Below are 20,479 nucleotides of genomic sequence, written 5' to 3'. Positions count from 1 at the left end.
GCGTACTGGACGTGCGGCAGAATCGAGTGTCGTGGGCGATGAGCCGATTGGGCGAAGAGCAGACGAAGGTGTCGAGCGGCATCGCCTACTCCTCCTGCGCCACGGCGAGACGGAGTGGTCCAAATCGGGCCGTCACACCGGCCGCACCGAGCTCGAACTCACCGAGACCGGACGGGACCGGGCCAAGCTGACAGTCGACGCGCTGGCCGAACTGGAGCTGCACGATCCGCTGGTCGTGTCGAGCCCCCGGCGGCGCGCACGCGAGACCGCGGAGCTGGCCGGCCTGACCGTCGCCGAGGTCTCCCCCGAGCTCGCCGAATGGGACTACGGCGACTACGAAGGTTTGACCACGGCCCAGATCCGCGAGCAAGTCCCCGACTGGCTGATCTGGACTCACGGCTCCCCGGGCGGCGAGAGCGTCGAGAACGTCAGCGATCGCGCTGATCGCGCTATCTCAACCGCTCTGCGGCACATGCAGACTCGCGACGTGGTGTTCGTCGGGCACGGACACTTCTCGCGCGCGGTCGTGACGCGCTGGATCGGGCGCCCGGTGTCGGATGGCATCAGGTTCGCGATGGCGCCCGCGTCGATCGCGGTGTGCGCCTTCGAACATGGCGTGCGCCAGATCAGCGCACTCGGACTCACGGGATACCCTCACCCGTGCAAGCCGACGTGACCCGCGAACCCTCGTTCGTCCTCGCGTCCGCCGGGAGCGCCGTCGTCGCCGAGGGCGTGCACACCGCGTTCCCGCGGCTCGCCGACGCCCGCGCTGCACTCGCATCGCACAGCACCCCAATCATTTTGGGCGCATTGCCGTTCGACACCACGAAGCCCGCCGCGTTGATCCGCCCGCAGTCCGTGCAGTTTTTGGACGTGTTACCCGCATGGCCGGTGCGTGAGCTGCCGACGGCGCGGATCGCCGAGACCCGGCCCGATCCGGACGAGCACCGTCGGCGCATCGCGATCGCGCTGCAGCGCCTGCGCGACCCGGACACCGAACTGCACAAGGTGGTCCTCGCGAGGGCCTTGCGGGTGGCTGCCGACGGCCGGTTCGACGCGCGCACCGTCGTCGACCGCCTGATGGCGGACGACGCAGGCGCCAATGTCTATCTCGTCGACCTGACCCCCGCCGGAGGCGGCTACTCGGGCTCCGCGCTCGTCGGCGCCAGCCCTGAACTGTTGGTGGCCCGCCGTGGTGAACGCGTGCTCTGCGCACCCTTCGCCGGCTCCGCGCCGCGGCTGCCCGACCCGCAGGCCGACGAAGCCAACGGCGCAGCGCTTGCCCAGTCGGCGAAGAACCGCCACGAGCATCAGTTGGTGGTGGACTCGATGCGTGCGGCGCTGGATCCGCTGTGCACCGATCTGCGGATCGCTTCCGAGCCGGAGTTGACCAAGACCACGGCGGTATGGCACCTCAAGACCGTGATCTCCGGAAGATTACGCGAAAGCTCCTGCACTGCACTGGATCTGGCTCTAGCCCTGCATCCGACACCCGCGGTGGGCGGGGTGCCGGTGACCGCCGCTACAGAGCTGATCGAGGAGCTCGAGGGCGACCGGGGCTTCTACGCGGGCGCGGTGGGCTGGTGTGACCAGCGCGGCGACGGGCGCTGGGTGGTGTCCATCCGGTGCGCGCAACTGGCTGCCGACCGCCGCACCGCCGACGCGTACTCGGGTGGCGGCATCGTCGCCGAATCCGACCCGGACGAGGAAGTCGACGAGACAACGGCGAAGTTCAACACCATCCTGTCGGCGCTCGGAGTCCAGACATGAGCGAGCTCATCCGCCGCGCACGGCCCGGCGACGAGGTCGAACTGACGGCGATGATCCACGAGCTGGCCGAGTTCGAGCGCGCCGCACATGAGTGCACCGTCACCGAAAAGCAATTGCACGAGGGACTTTTCGGCGACCCGGCAACGGTGCAGGGTCACCTCGTCGAGGTCGACGGTCAGGCCGCGGCCGGCGCGTTGTGGTTCCGGAACTTTTCGACGTGGGACGGCGTCGCGGGCATCCACCTCGAGGACCTGTTCGTGCGTCCGCAGTTCCGCAGACGCGGCCTGGCCCGCAAACTGCTTGCGACGCTGGCGCGTGAATGCCTTCACCACGGTTACACGCGGTTGTCCTGGGTGGTGCTGGACTGGAACGTCGACGCGATCGCTCTGTACGACGCCGTCGGCGGCAAGCCGCAGAACGAGTGGATCACCTACCGGGTGTCGGGCTCGGATCTGTCGGCACTGGCCGGATCCTGAGCGCCCAGCCATTCCAAAGTCGACCTGCTGAACAGCAGCCCCAGCGTGGCGATAGCGATCAGTCCGACCGGTATGCCGTAGAGCCACTGGCCCGATCCGACGGCCATGTAGTAGGCGACGGGCAACAGCAGCAGTTGGGCGAACACCGCGATGCCGCGGCCCCAGCGCCGCCCGGTCCACAACGCCCAGCCGGCTGCGAGCAGCGCCGACCCCATGATCGCGAACCAGCCGGCGGTGCCGTAGCCGGACAGCCACGGCGGGTCCTCGGTACCGGCGAGGTGGCGCACCACCAGCGTCGCCGCGACGACGACAAGGGCTGTGCCCTGCAGGGCCACCACGGCGCCCGCCTGGCGCACGGCTGCAGGTGAGGGAACGTTCACGACGTCGAGCGTAGAGGGCAGCAGTGCCCGAACAGATAGGGTCATCCTCTGTGCGCGCCGTGCTGATCGTGAATCCGAATGCGACGTCGACGACGCCCGCCGGGCGCGATCTTCTGGCCCACGCGCTGGAGAGCAGGGTCAAGCTGACCGTCACCCACACCGACCACCGCGGGCACGCCATCGAGATCGGCCGGGACGCGGCCCGTGACGGCGTCGACGTGCTGATCGTCCACGGCGGCGACGGAACGGTGAACGAGGTGGTCAACGGGATCATGGAGGTCGCAGGACCGGGTGCGCCCGCCCCTGCGGTCGGTGTGGTGCCCGGCGGGTCGGCCAACGTGTTCGCCCGCGCTCTCGGCATCAGCCCCGACCCGATCGAGGCCACCAACCAGCTCGTGGACCTGCTGACGGAGTACCGGCGACGCAAAATCTGGCGGCGGATCGGGCTGATGGACTGCGGGGAGCGGTGGGCGGTGTTCACCGCGGGCATGGGCGTGGACGGCGATGTGGTCGCCGCCGTCGAGGCGCAGCGCAACAAAGGTCGCAAGGTGACCGCGTCGCGCTACATCCGCGTGGCTATCCGCGAGATGCTGGCCAACAGCCGCAAGGAACCGTCGCTGACCTTGCACCTGCCTGACCGCGAGTCCGTCTCCGGCGTGCACTTCGCGTTCGTGTCGAACTCCAGCCCGTGGACCTATGCCAACACCAGGCCCGTGTGGACCAACCCTCATACGACCTTCGAGACCGGCCTGGGCGTGTTCGCCACGACCAGCATGAACGTCTGGGCCAACCTGGCTCTGGTGCGGCGAATGCTGTCGCAGAAGGCGGCGATCAAAGCCAAGCACCTGATCCGCGACGACGACCTGCCGTGGCTGCGCATCACCAGCGAGGCGCCGGTGGCGTGCCAGATCGACGGCGATTACCTGGGGTTGCGCGAAGAAGTCACGTTCAAGGCCGTCCCCAACGCGGTCGCCGTAGTGGCGCCGCCCGCAGAAAACGTCTCTGAGCTGCACTGATCACATTCGTCTGCGCGAAGAAGAGCGCAGGTGGGTTGAGTCTAGTACAAACGGGTAAGGGGCTAGGTAACGAGGCGCGCAAGTGACATTGCGCACTTGTTAACTGACCAGTATTGACATCTGTTCAGCCTGTGACAGCATCGGAAGCAACAGTGCAGAAACATTTCACGTGCACGCGTTAACAGCCGAAGAAATACTCGTGCGCCCTGCTGCGCACACAGTTAGGAGTTAGGTCTTATGGATTGGCGCCACAAGGCGGTTTGTCGCGACGAAGATCCGGAACTGTTCTTCCCGGTGGGAAACAGCGGCCCGGCGCTCGCGCAGATTGCTGACGCGAAGCTCGTCTGTAATCGCTGCCCCGTCACCACCGAGTGCCTCACCTGGGCTTTGGATTCCGGGCAGGATGCCGGCGTGTGGGGCGGTATGAGCGAGGACGAGCGGCGCGCACTCAAGCGGCGCAATGCGCGGACCAAGGCCCGCAGCGGAGTCTAGGCTCAGCGGCCACAGCTAAACATTTACGGCCCCGACGTTTGTCGGGGCCGTAAATCTGTGCAAATGCAATTAAGCCAATTTGCGTTGGCTGAATGGTGTTTTGCGAAATTGGTCACAATTCGTGACGTTTCCCGCGGTGCCCTACTGCGCGGCTCGGCCGCGGTGCCCTACTGCGCGGCTCGGCCGCGGTGCCCTACTGCGCGGCTCGGCCGCGGCGGCCGATCGGCACCCTCAGCACCACATCGGTACCCCCGGTCGCCGATTCGTGCATACCCAGCGACCCGTCCAGCTCCGCCGACACCAATGTCCGCACGATCTGCAGTCCCAGACTGTCGGACTTCTCCAGGCTGAACCCGGCGGGCAGCCCGCGGCCGTCGTCATGAACGACGACGTCGAGCCAGCGCGCCGAGCGCTCCGAGCGGATCGTCACGCAGCCTTGACGGGTGGACGTGTCGAAGGCGTGCTCGATCGCGTTCTGCACCAGCTCGGTGATGACCATGATCATGGCGGTGGCGCGGTCGGCGTCGAGCACCCCGAGGTCGCCGACGCGATTGATCCGGATCGGCGTATCAACGGTCGCAACGTCGTTCATGATCGGCAGGATTCGATCGACGACTTCGTCGAGGTTGACCTCCTCGTCGACCGACATGGACAGCGCATCGTGCACCAGCGCGATGGACGACACCCGTCGCACCGACTCGATCAGCGCTTCCCGGCCCTCGGCGTTGTTGGTGCGCCGCGCCTGCAGCCGCAACAGCGACGCCACCGTCTGCAGGTTGTTCTTCACCCGGTGGTGGATCTCGCGGATGGTCGCGTCCTTGGACAACAGCGCCCGGTCCCGGCGCTTCACCTCGGTGACGTCGCGGATCAGGACCGCCGCGCCGACGGCGGCGCCGTGTACCACCAGCGGCAGCGTGCGCAGCAGCACAGCGGCGCCGCCCGCGTCGACCTCCATGCGCATGCTCGACCCGCCGCTCAGCGAGTCACGCACGTGGTTGGCCAACTCCTGGGCCTCGAACGGGTCGGAGATCAGCGGTCGGGTCACCGTGACGAGGTTGTGGCCCTCCAATTCGGCCGAAAGGCCCATCCGGTGATATGCCGAAATTGCATTCGGGCTGGCGAACGTGACGACACCGGTCTCGTCGAGTCGGATGAAGCCGTCGCCTACACGCGGGCTGGATCTCGACATCGCGAGATCGCCCACGTTGGGGAACGTGCCCTCGGACAGCATGAGCAGAAGGTCGCTGGCGCAGTCGAGATACGCACTCTCCAAGGGACTGGCATTGCGGTCGCCCAGCGCGGTCTTGTGGGTGAGCACCGCGACGACATCGTTCTTGTATCGCACAGGCACAGCTTCCACGTTCAACCCGAACGAATCCTGTTGTCCCGCTGGGGTTTGCCTGCCGATGGCGCCGGAGGCGAAAGCGTCGGCGACCACCGGCATCTCTTCGGCGCTGTTGGCGGTGCCAACGGCGTCGGCCAGCAGTACGGTCGGCGCGGTGTTGGGCCGGATCTGCGCCACACACACCAGCGCGCCGTCGTCGCGGCGCACCCACATCAGGTAGTCGGCGAACGACAGGTCCGCCAGCAGTTGCCACTCCCCGACCACCGCGTGCAGGTGGTCGACGGCATTGCCGGGCAGCATGGTGTTCTCGGCGAGCAGGTCACCGAGGGTGGACATCGAGGGTCTTACTCCGTACCGCGGGTTGGTACCCGGGTCAACTGATCACGGCGATGAGATCGCCGGCCTGGATGACGTCACCGACCGAAACGCTGACCTTGCTGACGGTGCCTGCCACTTCGGCCAGCACCGGAATCTCCATCTTCATCGACTCCAGGAGCACCAGGGTGTCGCCCTCACCGATCTGATCGCCCTCGTGAACCACGACCTCGAGCACACTGGCCACGATCTCGGCGCGAACGTCCTCGGCCATCTTCACCCCTTCGGAGTCTTATGTCGCAGCCAGCCGGCTCCGCCTGTCTGTCGGCTCCTATCGAACCACAGCGACGGGTTTTCGGTGCCGCCGCCGGGCCGTGAGAGAATGGGGGCCAAGCACAACACAACGGAGGTTCGACATGGCCAAGCGAGGCCGCAAGAAACGCGACCGCAAGCACTCGAAGGCAAACCACGGAAAGCGCCCCAACTCCTAGGGGCGCTTTTCCGTATCAGCCGCCACGGATGATCGTGGTGCGGCTGATCTCGATGCGCAACCGCTCGCGAAGACTCTCGGGAGCCTTCTCTCCGCCGCACTTCTTGGCGATCAGACCCTTCACCCGCTCCTCGACGCCGTAGTGGCGCAGGCACGCCGGACATTCCTCGAGATGGTGCTTGAGCTTGTCGCGCGTCTCCGGCGTGCATTCACCGTCGAGCAGCGTCCACACCTCGGCGATCACCGCCGCGCACTCGGGATGCTCGGGATCGACGGGGCCGATCGGCGGTGTCCAGCGTTCGTCCGACGAGCTCATGACGACACCTCCTCAGGCGCATCGAGCGGTCGATTCTCGCGTAGGAAGCCACGGTCTCTGGCCACGTCGGCCAGCAGTTCGCGCAGCTGGCGACGGCCCCGGTGCAGCCGGGACATCACCGTCCCGATCGGCGTCTCCATGATCTCGGCGATCTCCTTATAGGGGAAGCCTTCGACGTCGGCGTAGTACACCGCCATCCGGAAATCCTCCGGCAGCGCCTGCAGGGCTTCTTTGATCTCGTTGTCCGGAAGCGCCTCGAGCGCCTCGACCTCCGCCGAGCGCAGACCCGTCGACGAGTGCTCGGCGTTGGCCGCGAGCTGCCAGTCGGTGATCTCCTCGGTCGGATACTCGGAGGGCTGCCGTTGCTTCTTGCGGTAGCTGTTGATGTAGGTGTTGGTCAGGATTCGGTACAGCCACGCCTTGAGGTTGGTGCCCTCCCGGAACGAGCGGAAGCCCGCGTAGGCCTTCACCATCGTTTCCTGAAGCAGGTCCTCGGCATCGGCCGGATTGCGGGTCATGCGCAGCGCGCCGCCGTACAGCTGATCGAGCAGTGGGATCGCGTCGCGCTCGAACCGGGCGGTCAGTTCGGCGTCGGTCTCCTGGCGTTCGGGCGCCGACGCCGCCGGCGTCGTATCGGTCATGGTGGGAAACACCATCCCTTCTGTAATGGCACCGCCAAACAGGCCCGGTAGGTCCACGGGAGGCTCCAGGCAAATGGCAGGCACCAAAGACCCCTTTCTTCGATCGTAGAGGCAATAACCGACACGGCCGTTTCGTGGGCCGAACTGCACCCAATAACAGCAGGGACGGCCGCGGTTGTTCCCGCACTACGCTGAACCGGTGGCACGCGCGGCGACCCGGGCGATCGCGGCACTGGTCGCCGCCGACGTTCCTCACGAGGTACTGCAGTATCGCCACGATCCGCGTCATGCCTCGTTCGGCGAGGAGGCCGTCGCCGAGCTCACCCGCGACCTCGTGACCCGGCCCGAGCAGGTCCTCAAAACGCTGGTGGTGGCGTCATCCGGGGGTCTCGGTGTTGCGGTGCTGCCCGTGCCGGCGAAGCTGTCACTGAAGGCGGCCGCGGCGGCGCTGGGCGTTTCGAAGGCGACCATGGCCGATCGCGTCGCCGCCGAACGCGCGACCGGTTACGTGACCGGCGGCATCTCCCCTCTGGGGCAGCGCCAGCCGTTACCGACCGTTGTCGACGCTTCGGCACTGCGCTGGGACCGGGTGCTGTGCAGCGCAGGCAGGCGGGGGCTGGAGATCGCCCTTGACCCGCGCGATCTCGTGCGGCTGACCCACGCGGTCACCGCGAATATCCGCGCGCCCTAGGGTGAGGCCATGGCACAGACGTCGTTGTCCGGTAAAACCATGTTCATCTCCGGCGCCAGCCGCGGCATCGGGCTGGCGATCGCCAAGCGCGCCGCCGCCGATGGGGCCAACATCGCGCTGATCGCCAAGACGGCCGAGCCGCACCCGAAGCTGCCCGGCACCGTGTACACGGCGGCCAAGGAACTCGAGGAGGCCGGCGGGCAGGCGCTGCCGATCGTCGGCGACATCCGCGACGGCGACTCGGTGACGTCCGCGGTGGCCCAGACCGTCGAGCAGTTCGGCGGCATCGACATCTGCGTCAACAACGCCTCGGCGATCAACCTCGGTTCCGTCACCGAGGTGCCGCTCAAGCGGTTCGATCTGATGAACGGCATCCAGGTGCGCGGCACGTATGCGGTGTCGCAGGCCTGCATTCCGCACATGACGGGCCGCGACAACCCGCACATCTTGACGTTGTCGCCACCGATCCGGTTGGAGCCTAAATGGCTTACGCCCACCGCCTACATGATGGCCAAGTACGGAATGTCGTTGTGCGCGTTAGCACTTGCCGAGGAGTTGCGCGGCGAAGGCATCGCCTCGAACACGCTGTGGCCGCGAACGATGGTGGCGACCGCGGCGGTGCAGAATCTGCTCGGCGGCGAGGAGGCGATGGGCCGCGCGCGTAAGCCCGACGTCTACGCCGACGCCGCGTACGTCATCCTCAACAAACCGGCCCGCGAATACACCGGCCAGAGCCTGCTGTGTGAGGACGTGCTGGTCGCCAACGGCGTCGACGACCTGTCGGTGTACGACTGCGTCCCGGGCTCCGAACTGGGCGTCGACCTGTGGGTTGACACACCCAACCCGCCGGGATATTCGGCGCCCTAGCGACCGTCACGCGACAATGCTCGGGCGGCCGAACCGGGCGTGAACTCCGGTGGTGAACAGCGGCCGGAGCATCGGGCCCGCGGGGTCCACGCCCGCAGCTTGCAGCAGTTCGTCGTCGCACTCGATGATCTCCGCAGAGCACAACGGCCACGGGTCGTGCTCGTTGGGCACCCACCAGGTGCGCCCCGCCTTGCGGGTGTGGGCGCCCCATCGGGCCGTCAGCCAGATCTCCAGTGGCGTAGCCCTCACTTGGGCACCGATCCGCACGCTGAGCTTGCTGCGCAGTCCCCGCCGCGGCCATCGTCGGACGCTGTCGTACGTGATCAGGTCCGCTGACCGCGTGACGCGCATCTTCGACCAGGTGTACGGAATGCCGAGCAGCACCCGGCTCACGGGAACCACCGCCAGGCGTGTGGTCTCCAGCGATCGGAACACCACGCCGTGGCGACCGGCATCGTCGATCGAGTACAGCCGGATATTCGTCTCGGCGAAGGTGCCGAAATACGGCAGCGGCAGGATCGAACCGACCCTGGTGTCCCTCATGGTGAACGGCACCAGCCCGACGTAGGTGAGCCCGTCTGCGAACACATCAGGCCGCGTGCCCGCCGGGTACAGGTGCGTGACGGTGACCGGGTCAACCGGCCAATGCACGAAAGTCAGCTCAAACCAGCGCTGTTCGGTGAACACCGGGCGCGGCACCGGCGGCGCGACGACGGGAAACCCCGACAGCGATTCGTCCTCACCGCCATCGGCTGGACGTGAAGTGCCCGTCACCACTTTATGGTGACACCACCGCCGTCTGACGGTGGTGCCATATGACTGGCGATGCCGAGCATTGTCACCCCACGCAGAGGTCGAAACCGAACACCCTGGCCGGCCACGACGCCGCGGTCAACACGAACGCTCCGACGTCTGAGCCTGCCGGAATCCGGTTCCGCAGTGCGGCGTCGATGAGGTGCACCTGTTCGGCGTCGAAGAACGCCCACACCAGGCCGATGGTCAGGTAGGGCAGCGCGAGCCACATCGCGAACTCGAGCATCGCCTCGACACTGACCCGGCGACTCAATATCCGGCGCAGCATGCTCACACCAGCGCGCGGTGTTGTCGGACCCGGCGGCGCACATCTGCTAGCAGGATGTAGCTACCGCCCTGTCGGACGAACACGGGCAGGAACCTGTTGACGAAAGCGACCAGCAGGAACAGGTTCTCGAATTGGCGCTGCCGGAAGTCGCCCCACGACAATCCCAGCGCATCGCGGAACGTGGGCGCGAGGAAGCCGGCGGTCAGGAACTTCAGCAGTGGCCGGAACGGCAGCGCCAGAAGCGGATTGATCATCCGAAGGTTGACGAGGTCGAGGAGATAAGCCCGAACGCGGTCATCGATCTCGACGCGGCCGCACGCGGCCCTCCAGTAGTCGTCGAACGCCGCGCGCGTGGGTGGCCACTGATCCTCGGTGACCTGCAGGGTGGTGCCCAGCGGCCAGGCGGATCGGTAGAACTGCTCGGCCTGCTCAGGCGTCATCTCGCCGCGCAGCAACTGATACGTGTCTTCCAGCCCGACGAAAAGGCAAGCGGCGACCCACATCTGAAGCTCGCGGTCGAAAGCATTGTACCGGACCGGGCTGGCGGCGGTCGACTTGACGTGGCGGTGCGCGGTGTTGACCGCTTCGCGGAATGCGACGCGGTCCTGCTCTGTGCCGATGACGGCCACGGCGAGGTACTGAAATGTCGTCCTCGCCCTCTTCCATGGATGCTTGAGCAGGTTGCCCGAGTCCACCGTGCTCTCCGCGACGCCGTGTCCCACCTCGGGCCACGAGAGCTGCATGATCACATTGGCTGCGCCTGCCGCGAACGCCCAGAAATCCATGGCCTCGCGGGCCGTCACCGGTTCGGCGTCCCAGCGCGCGGTTCGCCGACGAACGGAGATGCGGTAGCCGGCGTCGATCATGCCGCGCACACCGTCGAGAAGACCAAGGCGGGCCAGTTCGCAATCGACCCGATGATCGAGACGACACGAGCAGCGCCGGTCGCGTGGAGCTGCTCGGAGTGCGTCACCGTCCACACCACACCCACAAGCAGATATGGGGCGGCGAGCATGATCGCCGTGCCGATCCATTCGGCGATGGTCATCTCGAAACTCATGACCCGTTTCAGCGCATTGACCATGCCTCGACCCTCTCAGTTCCGTCTGACCCGCGGCATTATGTTAATGACTATTTGCGAACCGAGGGAGAATTCAGGCGAGTAATCAAGGAATTAGCCCGTCCATGTGAACGGCTGTCGGCTATTTGAGCATGCTTCTCACGTTGTCGGCGAACGCGGCGGTGGTGAAGCACGTCGGTTCGGCGAACTCCTCCAGCGTCAGAGCAGAGTTCCAGTCGGCGTCGGCTGCCGCGCGCAGCAGGGGTTTGGTCATCGCCGCCGCGTGCGGCGGTAACGCCGCGATCCGCTCGCACCACGTGTCGGCCGCGGCCAGCAGGCGTTCGTGGTCAACGACTTCCTGCACGAGTCCGAGCCGAAGTGCGGCCTGCGCGTCGATGTGCTCGCCGCGCAGGTAGTAGGCGAGCGCGCCCTGATAGCCGAGGTGGCGGGTGAGCGCCCAGCTGGTGCCCACCTCGGGAATCAGGCCGAGGCGGCCGAAGGCGGGCACGATCACCGCGCGCTCGCTGGCGATGACCAGATCGCACGTCAACGCCCACGCGAGTCCGACGCCGGCCGCCGCGCCGTTGAGCGCGGCGATGAAGATCGTGTCGGACCCCGCGATCAGCCGGGCGATGCCGCCGAATTCGCGTCGGATCCACCGCCACACGTCGGCGACGCCTTCCGGCGCGTCCCGCTGGTCGACGGCGGCCTGCATCATTACCAGGTCACCACCGGCGCTGAAGCCGGGGTCGGCGCCGGTCACGATGACCGAGCGGACATCGGCATCGGCGTCGAGGTCCTGCAGGGCCCGCCGTAGCTGCCGAACCAGGGGCGCCGACAACACGTTGAGGCGGTCGGACTCATCGAGCGTGACGATCGCCCGGTCGCCCCGGTGGTCGACGCGAACCCGTTGCGGTGCGTCAGGGTCGTCGCCATCGGCGACCATCGAGCGGTACAGCGGTTGAGCGGTCATCGGTTGTCCTCCTCGGTAGCGTTGGCGCGCAACACCTTCCACGCTGCGGTGGCGAAGGTGTCGACGGCGTCACTCGACATGGTGGTTTCGCCGCCGGAAAGCCAGTAGCGGCTGTATTCCTGTGCGGGCCCCAGCCACAATGCGGCCGTCAGGCCGAGCCGCATGGGGCGCAGCGCACCGTAGGTGTGGTGCGGGCGCCACCAGTCGCGGACCGCTGAGAAGAACTCGCGGTTCGCGTCGCGCAGCGGTGCGCTGTCGAGGCGGTCGCCGAGTAGCAATCGCGCCTCGCCTCGGTGTTCGGTCACCCACTCCAGGTGGTAGGCGACCCCGCCCCGGACGCCACCCTCGGCATCCGCGTGCCCGCGCAGCATCGCGATGAATCCGGTTTGGTACTCGGCGATCAGCTGGGCGTACACCGCCGCGGCGAGGGCGGGTTTGTCCGGGAAGTGGTGGTACAGGGCGCCGACGCTGACCTCGGCTTCGCGCCGGACCTCGTCGAGCGTCGGACCCAGGGCGCCGTCGTGCGCGAACCTGCGCCGCGCGACCCGCAGCAGCCGCTCACGCGCATCGGACGTCTTCGCGGCCCTTGGCACGAGGATTATTCTACTCGAACAGAGGATTCCTCGGTAGGGTCACTGCGCCTGGTGAAGGATGCCCCGCCCGATGGCTTCACGGACCACCGGCAGCGCCGCGGTTGCCAATGCGTCGCTGTCGACGCCGTGGACGGCGGCGAGAAGGTCGATCAGCGTGCCGAGCGCCACCTCGCCGCGACAGCCCGCCAGCAGCGCCCGGGACACCTCGTCGACGCCGATCACGGCTCCTGGCCCGCCGGGACGTCGGACCGCTGCCCCAACGATCTGCCAGCCGTCGCCCCCCGGCAGCGACTGCTCGTCGAGGAAGACGGGCGCGGTCGAGAACCGGGCCGCAAGAAGTTGTTCGTCCGTGGTGTCGTGCAGGTATTCGCGGCGGGCGAAGAAGGCGGCCACCTCGGGTCCGGTCAACGCCTCGTCAGCGGCTGTGATCTCCTCGAGGACCTGATCAGGGGCGCGGTCCTCGTCGGCGCGCGGGGCACGCAGCGTGATCATGCCCATCCCGACGCCTGCAATGCCTTCGGCCTCGAACCAGTCCAGCCACTGCCCGCCGCGCCGCGCCGCCTGCTCGGGCGACTCACCGGCGTCAGACGTCCACAGCGACACGTAGCTCACCGGATCGGCGAACTCGCGCTGCACGACCCAGGCGTGCAACCCGGTGCCGGCCAGCCAGCCGCGGACGCGGTCGCGCCAGTCCTCGTCGCGCACAATCCAGTTCGCCATGATCTGCGCGGTGCCGCCGGGCTCGAGATGCGCGGCCGTCCGCTCGACAAGGTGTTGACACAGCGCATCTCCAACCATGCCCGAGTCCCGGTACATGTAGTCGAGGGCACCGACGCCCACGACGAAGGGCGGATTCGACACGATCAAATCGAAGCGTTCGCCCGACACTGGTTCGAACAGGCTGCCGTGCCGCAGATCCCACGTCATGCCATTGAGCCGCGCCGTCGCCGCGGCCAGCGCCAGCGCCCGTTCGTTGGTGTCGGTGGCGACGATGTCCGCGCAGTGCGCGGCCAGATGCAGCGCCTGGATGCCGCATCCGGTGCCGAGGTCCAGCGCACGGCGCACGGGCGTGCGCACGACGGCGTGGGCCAACGACACCGACGCGCCGCCGATACCGAGGACGTGATCGCGGCGCAGCGGACCCGCGCGCAGTGCGGCGTCCTGATCCGAGACGACCAGGAACTCGCTCGCGCCGTCGCTGTGCGGGCGGATGTCCAGCGTGGCTCGAAGCGTCTCCTCCCGTGGCGAACCAGGAGCCCCCGCCGGGATGACTTCGACGACGCCGTTTGCGGTCAGGGCGTCGAGGCCGACGGTGGGCATCGCAGAGGCGACACGTTCGCGGGGTTCGTCGGCGCCGAGCAGGAACAGCCGCACCAGAACGGCGAGCCGCTGTCGGTCCGGCGCCGCCCGGTCGGTGGCGCGCAATGCCGACCACCACAGGCCTCTGCTGAATGCCGCGCTGGCGTCGGCGCCCAGCAGTTCGGTGACGCCGTCGGTGGTGTACCCGGCGCTGCGCAGATCGGCAGCGAGCGCGTCGACGACAGCGGCCGAGTGCAGCGGCCGAGACGGTCCCGGCGTCAAAGCAGGGTGCCCTGCCGGGCTTCGGGCTCCACCGGGTCGATCAGCTCAGGGCCGTTGTTGCGGACACTGTTGACCAGTCGCGAGACCTCGCGAACCTCGATGCGGTCGAGGTCGCCGTGCCCGCGCAGCAGACCCTCGTCGATCGGCGCGTCGGGGTCCAGCCACCGGTCCCAGTCGGACTGGCTGATGGTCAACGGCATCCGGTCGTGGATCTCGGCCAGCGGACCCGCCGCGTCGGTGGTGATGATCGTGCAACTCAGCAGCGGCGCCGCATCTTTCGGTGCCTCTTTGGGGCGCCACGTCGACCACAGACCCGCCATGAACAGCGGCTCGCCGTCGGCGCCGAACATGTAGAACGGCGTCTTGGAACCCTTTTCGCCGCGCCATTCGTACCAGCCGTCCATCGGCACCAGGCACCGCTTGTTCTTGGCCGAGTTGCGGAAAGCCGGGGAACTGCTGACCTTCTCGGAGCGCGCATTGATCAGTAGTGGGCCCTTGGTGTCCGGCCCGCCGTCGTCGGCCGTCTTGGCCCAGGGCGGCACCAGCCCCCAGCGCATCAGCCGGACGCGGCGCGTCGACTCGTCTTCGGGTTCGGTGTGCCGCTTGACCACCGTGCTGATCGTGGTGGTCGGCGCCACGTTGTAGTTGGGGGCGGGAGAGGCCTTACCGCCGCTGGCCGCCGTGCTTTCATCGATCGCCTGGATCTTCTCGGCCAACAGCGCCGGATCGGTGGTCACCGCGAATCGCCCGCACATGGATCCCATGGTGGCACGCTGGCCCGACAGGGCAGGATGGACGGCGTGACGAACCGCGCACGCGAGGAGCAGAACGGTACGTGGCCGGCGCCGACAACCGCAGGTCCCGTGCACGCGACCGTCACCGTGCCGGGGTCGAAGTCGCAGACCAACCGGGCGCTGGTCCTTGCGGCGCTGGCCACCCGGCAAGGCGTGTCGACGGTGAGCGGAGCGTTGCGCAGCCGCGACACCGACCTGATGATCGATGCGCTGCGGGCCCTTGGCGTCGCCGTCGACGGCGACAACACCGAGTTGACGATCAGCGCAACGATCGCGCCACAGCAGGGCGCGCGGGTGGACTGCGGACTCGCCGGGACGGTGCTGCGCTTTGTTCCTCCTGTCGCGGCGCTGGGTGCGGCGACGGTCGAGTTCGACGGCGATGAGCAGGCCCGCAGCCGACCCATCACGCCGCTGCTCGACGCGTTGCGCGGCATCGGGGTGGACATCGACGGCGACGGCCTGCCGTTCGTGGTGCGCGGCACCGGGGCGGTGGCCGGCGGGACGGTCGAGATCGACGCGTCGGCCTCCTCGCAGTTCGTCTCCGGACTGCTGCTGTCGGCCGCGGCATTCGACAACGGGCTGACCGTCGTGCACACCGGCGGCTCCGTGCCGTCGGCGCCGCACATCGCGATGACCGTGGCGATGCTGCGCACCGCAGGCGTCGACGTCGATGACGCCCAGTCCAACCGGTGGCGGGTGTCACCGGGGGCGATTGCGGCCAGGCACTGGGACATCGAGCCCGACCTGTCCAATGGCGTGCCTTTCCTGGCCGCCGCGGTCGTCAGCGGCGGGAGTGTGCGCATCACCGGCTGGCCCGAGGTCAGCATGCAGCCGGCCGCCGAAGTTCAGGCGATTCTGGAGAAACTCGGTTGTGTTGTGCAGAACGGCAATTCGTTCCTCGAAGTCCAGGGAACCCAGGTTTACGGCGGATTCGACGTCGACCTGAACGACGTCGGCGAGCTGGCACCGGCTGTAGCAGCCCTTGCGGCGTTGGCGTCCGACGGTTCGGTGTCGCAGCTTCGCGGCATAGCCCATCTCCGCGGGCACGAGACCGACCGGCTGGCGGCGCTGTCCGCTGAGATCAACGGCCTGGGTGGGCATTGCGAGGAGACGCCCGACGGGCTGGTGATCACCGCGCGACCGCTGCACGGCGGGCTGTGGCATTCCTACGCCGATCACCGGATGGCCACCGCGGGGGCGATCGTCGGGTTGCGGGTGCCCGGCGTCGAAGTCGAGGACATCGGCACCACCGCGAAGACGTTGCCGAACTTCGCGCAGTTGTGGGCCGACATGTTGGCGGGTCAAACGACTTGAGTCCCCGCGAGTACGACGAGTCCGACGTCCGGGTCAGACCCGGCCGAGGCTCGCGACCGCGGACCAAGACCCGTCCGGATCACGCCGACGCCCAGGCAGCCATGGTCGTCACCGTCGACCGCGGCCGCTGGGGGTGTGCCCTCGGCCGCGATCCGGATCGGGTGGTCACCGCGATGCGCGCCCGCGAACTCGGGCGCACACCGATCGTCGTCGGCGACGACGTCGACATCGTCGGTGACGTGTCGGGCAAGCCGGACACGTTGGCGCGTATCGTGCGGCGCTCGAAGCGACGAACAGTGTTGCGGCGCACTGCCGATGACACAGATCCGGCCGAACGCGTCATCGTCGCCAACGCCGACCAGCTGCTGATGGTCGTGGCGCTGGCGGATCCGCCGCCGCGCACCGGCCTGGTCGAGCGGGCACTGATCGCCGCCTACGCCGGCGGCCTCCAACCGATCCTGTGTCTGACGAAGACCGACCTCGCCCCGCCGGAGCCCTTCGCCGCTCAGTTCGCCGACCTCGACCTGACCATCTGCACCGCCGGACGTGAAGACGCTCTCGACGTGGTGTCGCCCCTGCTCGCCGACAAGGTGACGGTCCTGCTCGGACATTCGGGTGTAGGCAAGTCGACGTTGGTCAATCGGCTTGTGCCGAAGGCGGATCGAGCCACCGGAGAGGTCACCGACATCGGCAGAGGCAGACACACCTCGACGCAGTCGGTGGCTTTGCCGCTGAGCTTGGGCGGCTGGGTGGTCGACACGCCGGGCATCCGGTCGTTCGGGCTGGCGCACATCGAGCCCGACGACGTGATGCTGGCGTTCTCCGACTTGTCCGACGCCATCATGGACTGCCCTCGCGGCTGCGGTCACATGGGTCCGCCTGCGGACCCGGAATGTGCGCTGGACGCATTGTCAGGCGCCGCCGCCGGCCGAGTCGCCGCGGCGCGACGGCTGCTCGCGGCGTTGCACGAGACGGCCGCGTACTAACCCCCCACCCGCTTGTCGCGGGTGTGCGCATTCACACCGACACGCCAGGGCGTCACCGCATTTCGCGCACGCGCGCGGCCGTCATGTGCCCGTAAAGTGCGGTCGGTGACCGAAAACTTCCTGCGGGACACGCGCGACGGCTACGACCTGACCGCCGCCTCGTATGCCGACCACTTCCACGGTCATCTGGACGACAGGCCGCTCGACACGGCCATGCTGACCGGTTTCGCCGGACTGCTTACGCCAGGCGCCACCATCGCCGACATCGGCTGCGGCACCGGAGCAGCCACCCGCATCCTCGCTGACCGCGGACTCAATGTCGTCGGTATCGACTTGTCCGCCAACATGATCGCCGAGGCGCGGCGGCTCAACCCGCAGCTGAGTTTCCGGATCGGCTCGATGACGCAGCTGGACTTCGCCGATGACGAACTCGACGCGGTCTGCGCCTGGTACTCGGTGATTCACATCCCCGATGAGGCACTGCCGCACGTCCTTTCGGAGTTCCGCCGCGTGTTGCGACCCGGCGGGTGGGCAATGCTTGCCTTTCAGGTGGGCGACCGCCCCCGCATGTTCAAGGAGATGTTCGGCGAGCAGGTGGCGCTGACGTTCTACCGGCGGCAGCCCGACGCCGTCGCACACCTACTCGAGCAGGCCGGCCTGGAACCGTACGCGGGCACCGTGCGGGCACCCAACGACGACGGCTTCGAATCCACACCGCACGCCTACCTCATCGCCCGAAAGGTCTGACCCCACGCGGAGCAGGACGGCGCGCTAGGCGGCGAGCTGACGCTGGACGCGCTTCTCGCGGCGGCGTTCCCGCACTGCGGCCATCGCCGACCGAAGTCCGCGCCGCTGGCCCGGCTCGAGTTCGGCGAACATCCGCTCGCTGCGGGTCTCCGGCGCGTTGTCGGCCGTGGCGCTGAGGTACTTGTCCGGCAGCGACAGCTTGGCGATGGTCCGCCACGCCTTGCCGTACTGCAGCAGGAACGAGCCCGTCGTGTACGGCAGGTCGTACTTGTCGCAAATCTCACGCACCCGCACCGAGATCTCGTGCAGCCGGTTGCTCGGCAGGTCCGGATACAGGTGGTGCTCGATCTGATGGCACAGGTTGCCGCTCATGAACCGCAGCAACGGGCCGCCCTCGAAGTTGGCGCTGCCGAGCATCTGGCGCAGGTACCACTGCCCCTTGCTCTCGCCGACCATGTCGGTCTTGGTGAATTTCTCTGCGCCGTCGGGGAAGTGGCCGCAGAAGATCACGGCGTTGGCCCAGACATTGCGGATTACGTTGGCGACCGCGTTGGCCTTCAGGGTGGACTTGTACGTCGCGCCCGGCGACAGCGCCGTCACAGCAGGCCAGGCGACGTAGTCCTTGACCACCTGCGCGCCCGCCTTGAGGGCGAACTCACGGGCCCGGATCTTGCTTTCGTCCCGGTTGTCTCTGCCCTTGAAGATCTTGCCGAGCTCGACGTGCTGAAGTCCGACGCCCCACTCGAACCCGAGTGCCAGGATCGTGTTGTACAGCAGGTTGCCGAGGTTGAACGGCTTCCACTTGGCGTCACGAGTGACGCGGATCAGGCCGTAGCCCACATCGTCGTCCATGCCCAGGATGTTGGTGTACTTGTGATGCATGAAGTTGTGGGTGAAGCGCCAGTGTTTGGACGAGCCGCTCATGTCCCACTCCCACGTCGAGGAGTGAATCTCGGGATCGTTCATCCAATCCCACTGGCCGTGCATGACGTTGTGGCCGATCTCCATGTTCTCGATGATCTTGGAGACGCCGAGGGTCAGGGTGCCGGCCCACCATGCCGAGCGCTTGGAGCTCGCCGCCAGCATCACGCGGCCGGCGATCTCGAGTGCCCGCTGAGCCGCAATGGTGCGATGGATATAGCGCGCGTCGCGGTCACCGCGGTCGTCCTCGATGTCCTGGCGGATCGCGTCCAGCTCAACGGCCAAACTCTCGATGTCCGCATCAGTCAGATGCGCGAATTCCGGAACGTCTGTGATTGCCATCGTCAGGCCTCCTCTCGCTTACCTACGCTACCGTAACCTACGTACCCGTAGGTTACCAGCCAGTAAACCTCAGACATCAAGCACGCAATCGCCCGATGCTGCGGAAATGCACGTCTGAATGCGGGAGCCGGCCTCGTGCTCGACGCCGGTGCGCAGGTCACGCACGTGCCCGTCGAGCAGTCCCACCACGCATGACTGACAAATACCCATTCGACAGCCGAACGGCATCCTGATTCCGGCCTCTTCGCCGGCATCCATCAACGACGTCGCCGCGTCAACACTCTTGCTCTTGCCGCTGCGCGCGAACTCCACGGTGCCGCCCTGCCCGTGCGCCGCCGCCTTGGACACCGCGAAGCGCTCGAGATGGAGACGATCGGCGATGCCGGCGTCGGTCCACACCTTCTGAGCCGTGTCGAGCATGCCCTCGGGGCCGCACGCCCACGTCTGGCGCGAGCGCCAGTCGGGCACCTCCTCGTCGAGCCGCGACAGGTCGAGGCGACCCTCGGTCTTGGTGGCGCGCACCCGCAGGCGGTACCCGTCGTGGCTGTGCCCCAACGCCGTGAGTTCGTCGGCGAACATCACATCCGATTCCGTCGGCGCTGAATGCAAGTGCACCACGTCGGTGATCTGGTCGCGGCGCACCAGCGTCCGCAGCATCGACATCACCGGTGTGATGCCCGAGCCGCCGGTGAGGAACAGCACCGACGCCGGTGCCGGGTCGGGCATGACGAAGTTGCCCTGCGGCGCGGCCAACCGCACGATCGTGCCTGGCGCCACCCCGCCGACCAGGTGGGTCGACAGGAACCCCTCGGGCATCGCCTTGACCGTGATCGTGATGGTGCGACTGGCCCGGCGCGATGTCGCTGTCCGCGTGGCTCCGGCCACAGGGCTCGAGGTCAGCGAGTACGACCGCCACCGCCACCGCCCGTCGACCAGCAACCCGATGCCGATGTACTGGCCCGGGTCGTAGTCGAAGGTGAAGCCCCACCCCGGCTTGATCACCAGCGTGGCCGAGTCCACAGTCTCTTGACGGACCTCGACGACACGGCCACGCAGTTCGCGTGCCGACCACAACGGATTGGCGAGCTTGAGATAGTCGTCCGGCAGCAAGGGCGTGGTGACGCGTTCGGCCAGTCGGCGCAGGGCGTGCCACCCGGGATGCTTGTCGGCTCCCGCGACCTTCGGGCGCATGGTGTCGGCGACGTTGGCCGAGACTTTGACGTGGTTCTTGGCCATGCAACCTACGCTACCGTAACTTACGCTTGCGTATCCAGTCCCAAGAGGCTCA

Annotated in this window: 26 protein-coding genes; 11 read left to right on the top strand and 15 right to left on the bottom strand. The window is 67.5% G+C overall.

Going from position 1 to position 20,479, the window contains the following annotated elements:
• Positions 1 to 31 precede the first annotated feature (31 nt).
• From N4S67_RS21445 to N4S67_RS21435, 3 genes are read left to right on the top strand one after another with little or no spacing between them, the layout of a single operon-like run.
• On the top strand, positions 32 to 676 hold the full coding sequence (locus N4S67_RS21445; RefSeq protein WP_260995031.1) for an acid phosphatase: 645 nt from the start codon (positions 32 to 34) through the stop codon (positions 674 to 676).
• On the top strand, positions 673 to 1,770 hold the full coding sequence (locus tag N4S67_RS21440) for an isochorismate synthase (RefSeq protein WP_260995288.1): 1,098 nt from the start codon (positions 673 to 675) through the stop codon (positions 1,768 to 1,770). The genes N4S67_RS21445 and N4S67_RS21440 overlap by 4 nt, the downstream gene beginning before the upstream one ends.
• Positions 1,767 to 2,246 (top strand): GNAT family N-acetyltransferase, encoded by a 480-nt coding sequence (locus N4S67_RS21435; RefSeq protein ID WP_260995030.1) that lies wholly within the window; start codon positions 1,767 to 1,769, stop codon positions 2,244 to 2,246. Before N4S67_RS21440 ends, N4S67_RS21435 begins: the two co-directional genes overlap by 4 nt.
• Here the strand turns inward: N4S67_RS21435 and N4S67_RS21430 are convergent.
• Positions 2,201 to 2,626: a hypothetical protein gene (locus N4S67_RS21430; protein ID WP_260995029.1), complete on the bottom strand. Its 426-nt coding sequence runs from the start codon at positions 2,624 to 2,626 to the stop codon at positions 2,201 to 2,203. The two genes, N4S67_RS21435 and N4S67_RS21430, sit on opposite strands and share 46 nt — an antisense overlap.
• Positions 2,627 to 2,676: 50 nt before the next feature.
• Between N4S67_RS21430 and N4S67_RS21425 the strand changes: the two genes are divergently transcribed.
• Together N4S67_RS21425 and whiB1 are read left to right on the top strand one after the other, a co-directional pair.
• Positions 2,677 to 3,642 (top strand): diacylglycerol/lipid kinase family protein, encoded by a 966-nt coding sequence (locus tag N4S67_RS21425; RefSeq protein ID WP_260995028.1) that lies wholly within the window; start codon positions 2,677 to 2,679, stop codon positions 3,640 to 3,642.
• 237 nt (positions 3,643 to 3,879) lie between these two features.
• Positions 3,880 to 4,134, top strand: coding sequence for a transcriptional regulator WhiB1 (gene whiB1, locus N4S67_RS21420; protein WP_015305418.1), 255 nt, complete (start codon positions 3,880 to 3,882; stop codon positions 4,132 to 4,134).
• Positions 4,135 to 4,327: 193 nt separating this feature from the next.
• Here whiB1 and N4S67_RS21415 read toward each other — a convergent pair whose 3' ends face one another.
• Together N4S67_RS21415 and N4S67_RS21410 are read right to left on the bottom strand one after the other, a co-directional pair.
• Entirely contained in the window at positions 4,328 to 5,815 is a 1,488-nt protein-coding gene (locus N4S67_RS21415; RefSeq protein ID WP_260995027.1) for a sensor histidine kinase, read from the bottom strand.
• Positions 5,816 to 5,852: 37 nt separating this feature from the next.
• Entirely contained in the window at positions 5,853 to 6,068 is a 216-nt protein-coding gene (locus N4S67_RS21410) for a biotin/lipoyl-binding carrier protein (protein ID WP_006245864.1), read from the bottom strand.
• A 142-nt stretch (positions 6,069 to 6,210) separates the two neighbouring features.
• On the opposite strand from N4S67_RS21410, the gene N4S67_RS28080 reads away from it, so the two are divergent.
• Positions 6,211 to 6,285 (top strand): 50S ribosomal protein bL37, encoded by a 75-nt coding sequence (locus N4S67_RS28080; RefSeq protein WP_085976515.1) that lies wholly within the window; start codon positions 6,211 to 6,213, stop codon positions 6,283 to 6,285.
• A 15-nt stretch (positions 6,286 to 6,300) separates the two neighbouring features.
• Here the strand turns inward: N4S67_RS28080 and rsrA are convergent, their stop codons facing one another.
• Both rsrA and N4S67_RS21400 read right to left on the bottom strand, forming a co-directional pair.
• Positions 6,301 to 6,600 carry a mycothiol system anti-sigma-R factor gene (gene rsrA / locus N4S67_RS21405; protein ID WP_260995026.1) on the bottom strand — a complete coding sequence of 100 codons (300 nt, stop codon included), beginning with the start codon at positions 6,598 to 6,600 and terminating at the stop codon, positions 6,301 to 6,303.
• A complete protein-coding gene (locus N4S67_RS21400) occupies positions 6,597 to 7,256 on the bottom strand; it encodes a sigma-70 family RNA polymerase sigma factor (RefSeq protein ID WP_260995287.1) in 660 nt (219 codons plus the stop codon). The genes rsrA and N4S67_RS21400 overlap by 4 nt, the downstream gene beginning before the upstream one ends.
• Positions 7,257 to 7,440: 184 nt before the next feature.
• On the opposite strand from N4S67_RS21400, the gene N4S67_RS21395 reads away from it, so the two are divergent.
• On the top strand, positions 7,441 to 7,932 hold the full coding sequence (locus N4S67_RS21395) for a YbaK/EbsC family protein (RefSeq protein WP_260995025.1): 492 nt from the start codon (positions 7,441 to 7,443) through the stop codon (positions 7,930 to 7,932).
• Between the two features lie 9 nt (positions 7,933 to 7,941).
• A complete protein-coding gene (locus tag N4S67_RS21390) occupies positions 7,942 to 8,799 on the top strand; it encodes an SDR family oxidoreductase (protein ID WP_260995024.1) in 858 nt (285 codons plus the stop codon).
• A gap of 6 nt (positions 8,800 to 8,805) precedes the next feature.
• On the opposite strand, the gene N4S67_RS21385 is transcribed toward N4S67_RS21390, so the two are convergent.
• The 8 genes from N4S67_RS21385 to N4S67_RS21350 all read right to left on the bottom strand — a co-directional run bounded on the left by N4S67_RS21385 (position 8,806) and on the right by N4S67_RS21350 (position 14,842).
• Entirely contained in the window at positions 8,806 to 9,576 is a 771-nt protein-coding gene (locus N4S67_RS21385) for a YqjF family protein (RefSeq protein WP_390893470.1), read from the bottom strand.
• Positions 9,577 to 9,637: 61 nt separating this feature from the next.
• The gene (locus tag N4S67_RS21380; RefSeq protein WP_260995022.1) at positions 9,638 to 9,880 is read right to left on the bottom strand and encodes a hypothetical protein; all 243 of its coding nucleotides are present in this window, start codon (positions 9,878 to 9,880) and stop codon (positions 9,638 to 9,640) included.
• Between the two features lie 2 nt (positions 9,881 to 9,882).
• Positions 9,883 to 10,746, bottom strand: a complete 864-nt coding sequence (locus N4S67_RS21375; RefSeq protein WP_260995021.1) for an oxygenase MpaB family protein — start codon at positions 10,744 to 10,746, stop codon at positions 9,883 to 9,885.
• Positions 10,743 to 10,964 carry a hypothetical protein gene (locus tag N4S67_RS21370; RefSeq protein ID WP_260995020.1) on the bottom strand — a complete coding sequence of 74 codons (222 nt, stop codon included), beginning with the start codon at positions 10,962 to 10,964 and terminating at the stop codon, positions 10,743 to 10,745. Before N4S67_RS21370 ends, N4S67_RS21375 begins: the two co-directional genes overlap by 4 nt.
• A gap of 118 nt (positions 10,965 to 11,082) precedes the next feature.
• Positions 11,083 to 11,913 (bottom strand): enoyl-CoA hydratase/isomerase family protein, encoded by an 831-nt coding sequence (locus N4S67_RS21365; RefSeq protein WP_260995019.1) that lies wholly within the window; start codon positions 11,911 to 11,913, stop codon positions 11,083 to 11,085.
• The gene (locus tag N4S67_RS21360; protein WP_260995018.1) at positions 11,910 to 12,506 is read right to left on the bottom strand and encodes a TetR/AcrR family transcriptional regulator; all 597 of its coding nucleotides are present in this window, start codon (positions 12,504 to 12,506) and stop codon (positions 11,910 to 11,912) included. Before N4S67_RS21360 ends, N4S67_RS21365 begins: the two co-directional genes overlap by 4 nt.
• A gap of 39 nt (positions 12,507 to 12,545) precedes the next feature.
• A complete protein-coding gene (locus N4S67_RS21355; RefSeq protein ID WP_260995017.1) occupies positions 12,546 to 14,087 on the bottom strand; it encodes a DUF7782 domain-containing protein in 1,542 nt (513 codons plus the stop codon).
• Positions 14,084 to 14,842 (bottom strand): SOS response-associated peptidase, encoded by a 759-nt coding sequence (locus N4S67_RS21350; RefSeq protein WP_260995016.1) that lies wholly within the window; start codon positions 14,840 to 14,842, stop codon positions 14,084 to 14,086. The genes N4S67_RS21355 and N4S67_RS21350 overlap by 4 nt, the downstream gene beginning before the upstream one ends.
• 36 nt (positions 14,843 to 14,878) lie before the next feature.
• Here N4S67_RS21350 and aroA point away from each other — a divergent pair, with 36 nt between their 5' ends.
• The 3 genes from aroA to N4S67_RS21335 all read left to right on the top strand — a co-directional run bounded on the left by aroA (position 14,879) and on the right by N4S67_RS21335 (position 17,928).
• On the top strand, positions 14,879 to 16,195 hold the full coding sequence (gene aroA, locus N4S67_RS21345; protein WP_260995015.1) for a 3-phosphoshikimate 1-carboxyvinyltransferase: 1,317 nt from the start codon (positions 14,879 to 14,881) through the stop codon (positions 16,193 to 16,195).
• Positions 16,192 to 17,181 (top strand): ribosome small subunit-dependent GTPase A, encoded by a 990-nt coding sequence (rsgA, locus tag N4S67_RS21340; protein ID WP_260995014.1) that lies wholly within the window; start codon positions 16,192 to 16,194, stop codon positions 17,179 to 17,181. The genes aroA and rsgA overlap by 4 nt, the downstream gene beginning before the upstream one ends.
• A 105-nt stretch (positions 17,182 to 17,286) precedes the next feature.
• Positions 17,287 to 17,928 (top strand): class I SAM-dependent methyltransferase, encoded by a 642-nt coding sequence (locus N4S67_RS21335; protein ID WP_260995013.1) that lies wholly within the window; start codon positions 17,287 to 17,289, stop codon positions 17,926 to 17,928.
• A 24-nt stretch (positions 17,929 to 17,952) separates the two neighbouring features.
• Here N4S67_RS21335 and N4S67_RS21330 read toward each other — a convergent pair whose 3' ends face one another.
• Both N4S67_RS21330 and N4S67_RS21325 read right to left on the bottom strand, forming a co-directional pair.
• Entirely contained in the window at positions 17,953 to 19,191 is a 1,239-nt protein-coding gene (locus tag N4S67_RS21330; protein WP_260995012.1) for a fatty acid desaturase family protein, read from the bottom strand.
• A gap of 69 nt (positions 19,192 to 19,260) precedes the next feature.
• Positions 19,261 to 20,427, bottom strand: coding sequence for a ferredoxin reductase (locus N4S67_RS21325; RefSeq protein WP_260995011.1), 1,167 nt, complete (start codon positions 20,425 to 20,427; stop codon positions 19,261 to 19,263).
• Positions 20,428 to 20,479: the final 52 nt, after the last annotated feature.

This window comes from Mycobacterium deserti (assembly GCF_025345615.1).
Lineage (GTDB): Bacteria > Actinomycetota > Actinomycetes > Mycobacteriales > Mycobacteriaceae > Mycobacterium > Mycobacterium deserti.
This window is presented reverse-complemented; position numbering and strand designations above follow the sequence as displayed.

Bases quoted from the DNA above. Each gene is read 5' to 3' on its own strand.
- N4S67_RS21330 (WP_260995012.1), bottom strand. From the start codon at position 19,191: ATGGCAATCACAGACGTTCCGGAATTCGCGCATCTGACTGATGCGGAC.
- aroA (WP_260995015.1), top strand. From the start codon at position 14,879: ATGGACGGCGTGACGAACCGCGCACGCGAGGAGCAGAACGGTACGTGG.
- N4S67_RS21325 (WP_260995011.1), bottom strand. From the start codon at position 20,427: ATGGCCAAGAACCACGTCAAAGTCTCGGCCAACGTCGCCGACACCATG.
- rsrA (WP_260995026.1), bottom strand. From the start codon at position 6,600: ATGAGCTCGTCGGACGAACGCTGGACACCGCCGATCGGCCCCGTCGAT.
- N4S67_RS21375 (WP_260995021.1), bottom strand. From the start codon at position 10,746: ATGATCGACGCCGGCTACCGCATCTCCGTTCGTCGGCGAACCGCGCGC.
- N4S67_RS21435 (WP_260995030.1), top strand. From the start codon at position 1,767: ATGAGCGAGCTCATCCGCCGCGCACGGCCCGGCGACGAGGTCGAACTG.
- N4S67_RS21365 (WP_260995019.1), bottom strand. From the start codon at position 11,913: ATGACCGCTCAACCGCTGTACCGCTCGATGGTCGCCGATGGCGACGAC.
- N4S67_RS21370 (WP_260995020.1), bottom strand. From the start codon at position 10,964: ATGGTCAATGCGCTGAAACGGGTCATGAGTTTCGAGATGACCATCGCC.
- N4S67_RS21380 (WP_260995022.1), bottom strand. From the start codon at position 9,880: ATGCTGCGCCGGATATTGAGTCGCCGGGTCAGTGTCGAGGCGATGCTC.
- whiB1 (WP_015305418.1), top strand. From the start codon at position 3,880: ATGGATTGGCGCCACAAGGCGGTTTGTCGCGACGAAGATCCGGAACTG.
- N4S67_RS21400 (WP_260995287.1), bottom strand. From the start codon at position 7,256: ATGGTGTTTCCCACCATGACCGATACGACGCCGGCGGCGTCGGCGCCC.
- N4S67_RS21350 (WP_260995016.1), bottom strand. From the start codon at position 14,842: ATGTGCGGGCGATTCGCGGTGACCACCGATCCGGCGCTGTTGGCCGAG.
- N4S67_RS21390 (WP_260995024.1), top strand. From the start codon at position 7,942: ATGGCACAGACGTCGTTGTCCGGTAAAACCATGTTCATCTCCGGCGCC.
- N4S67_RS21415 (WP_260995027.1), bottom strand. From the start codon at position 5,815: ATGTCCACCCTCGGTGACCTGCTCGCCGAGAACACCATGCTGCCCGGC.
- N4S67_RS21410 (WP_006245864.1), bottom strand. From the start codon at position 6,068: ATGGCCGAGGACGTTCGCGCCGAGATCGTGGCCAGTGTGCTCGAGGTC.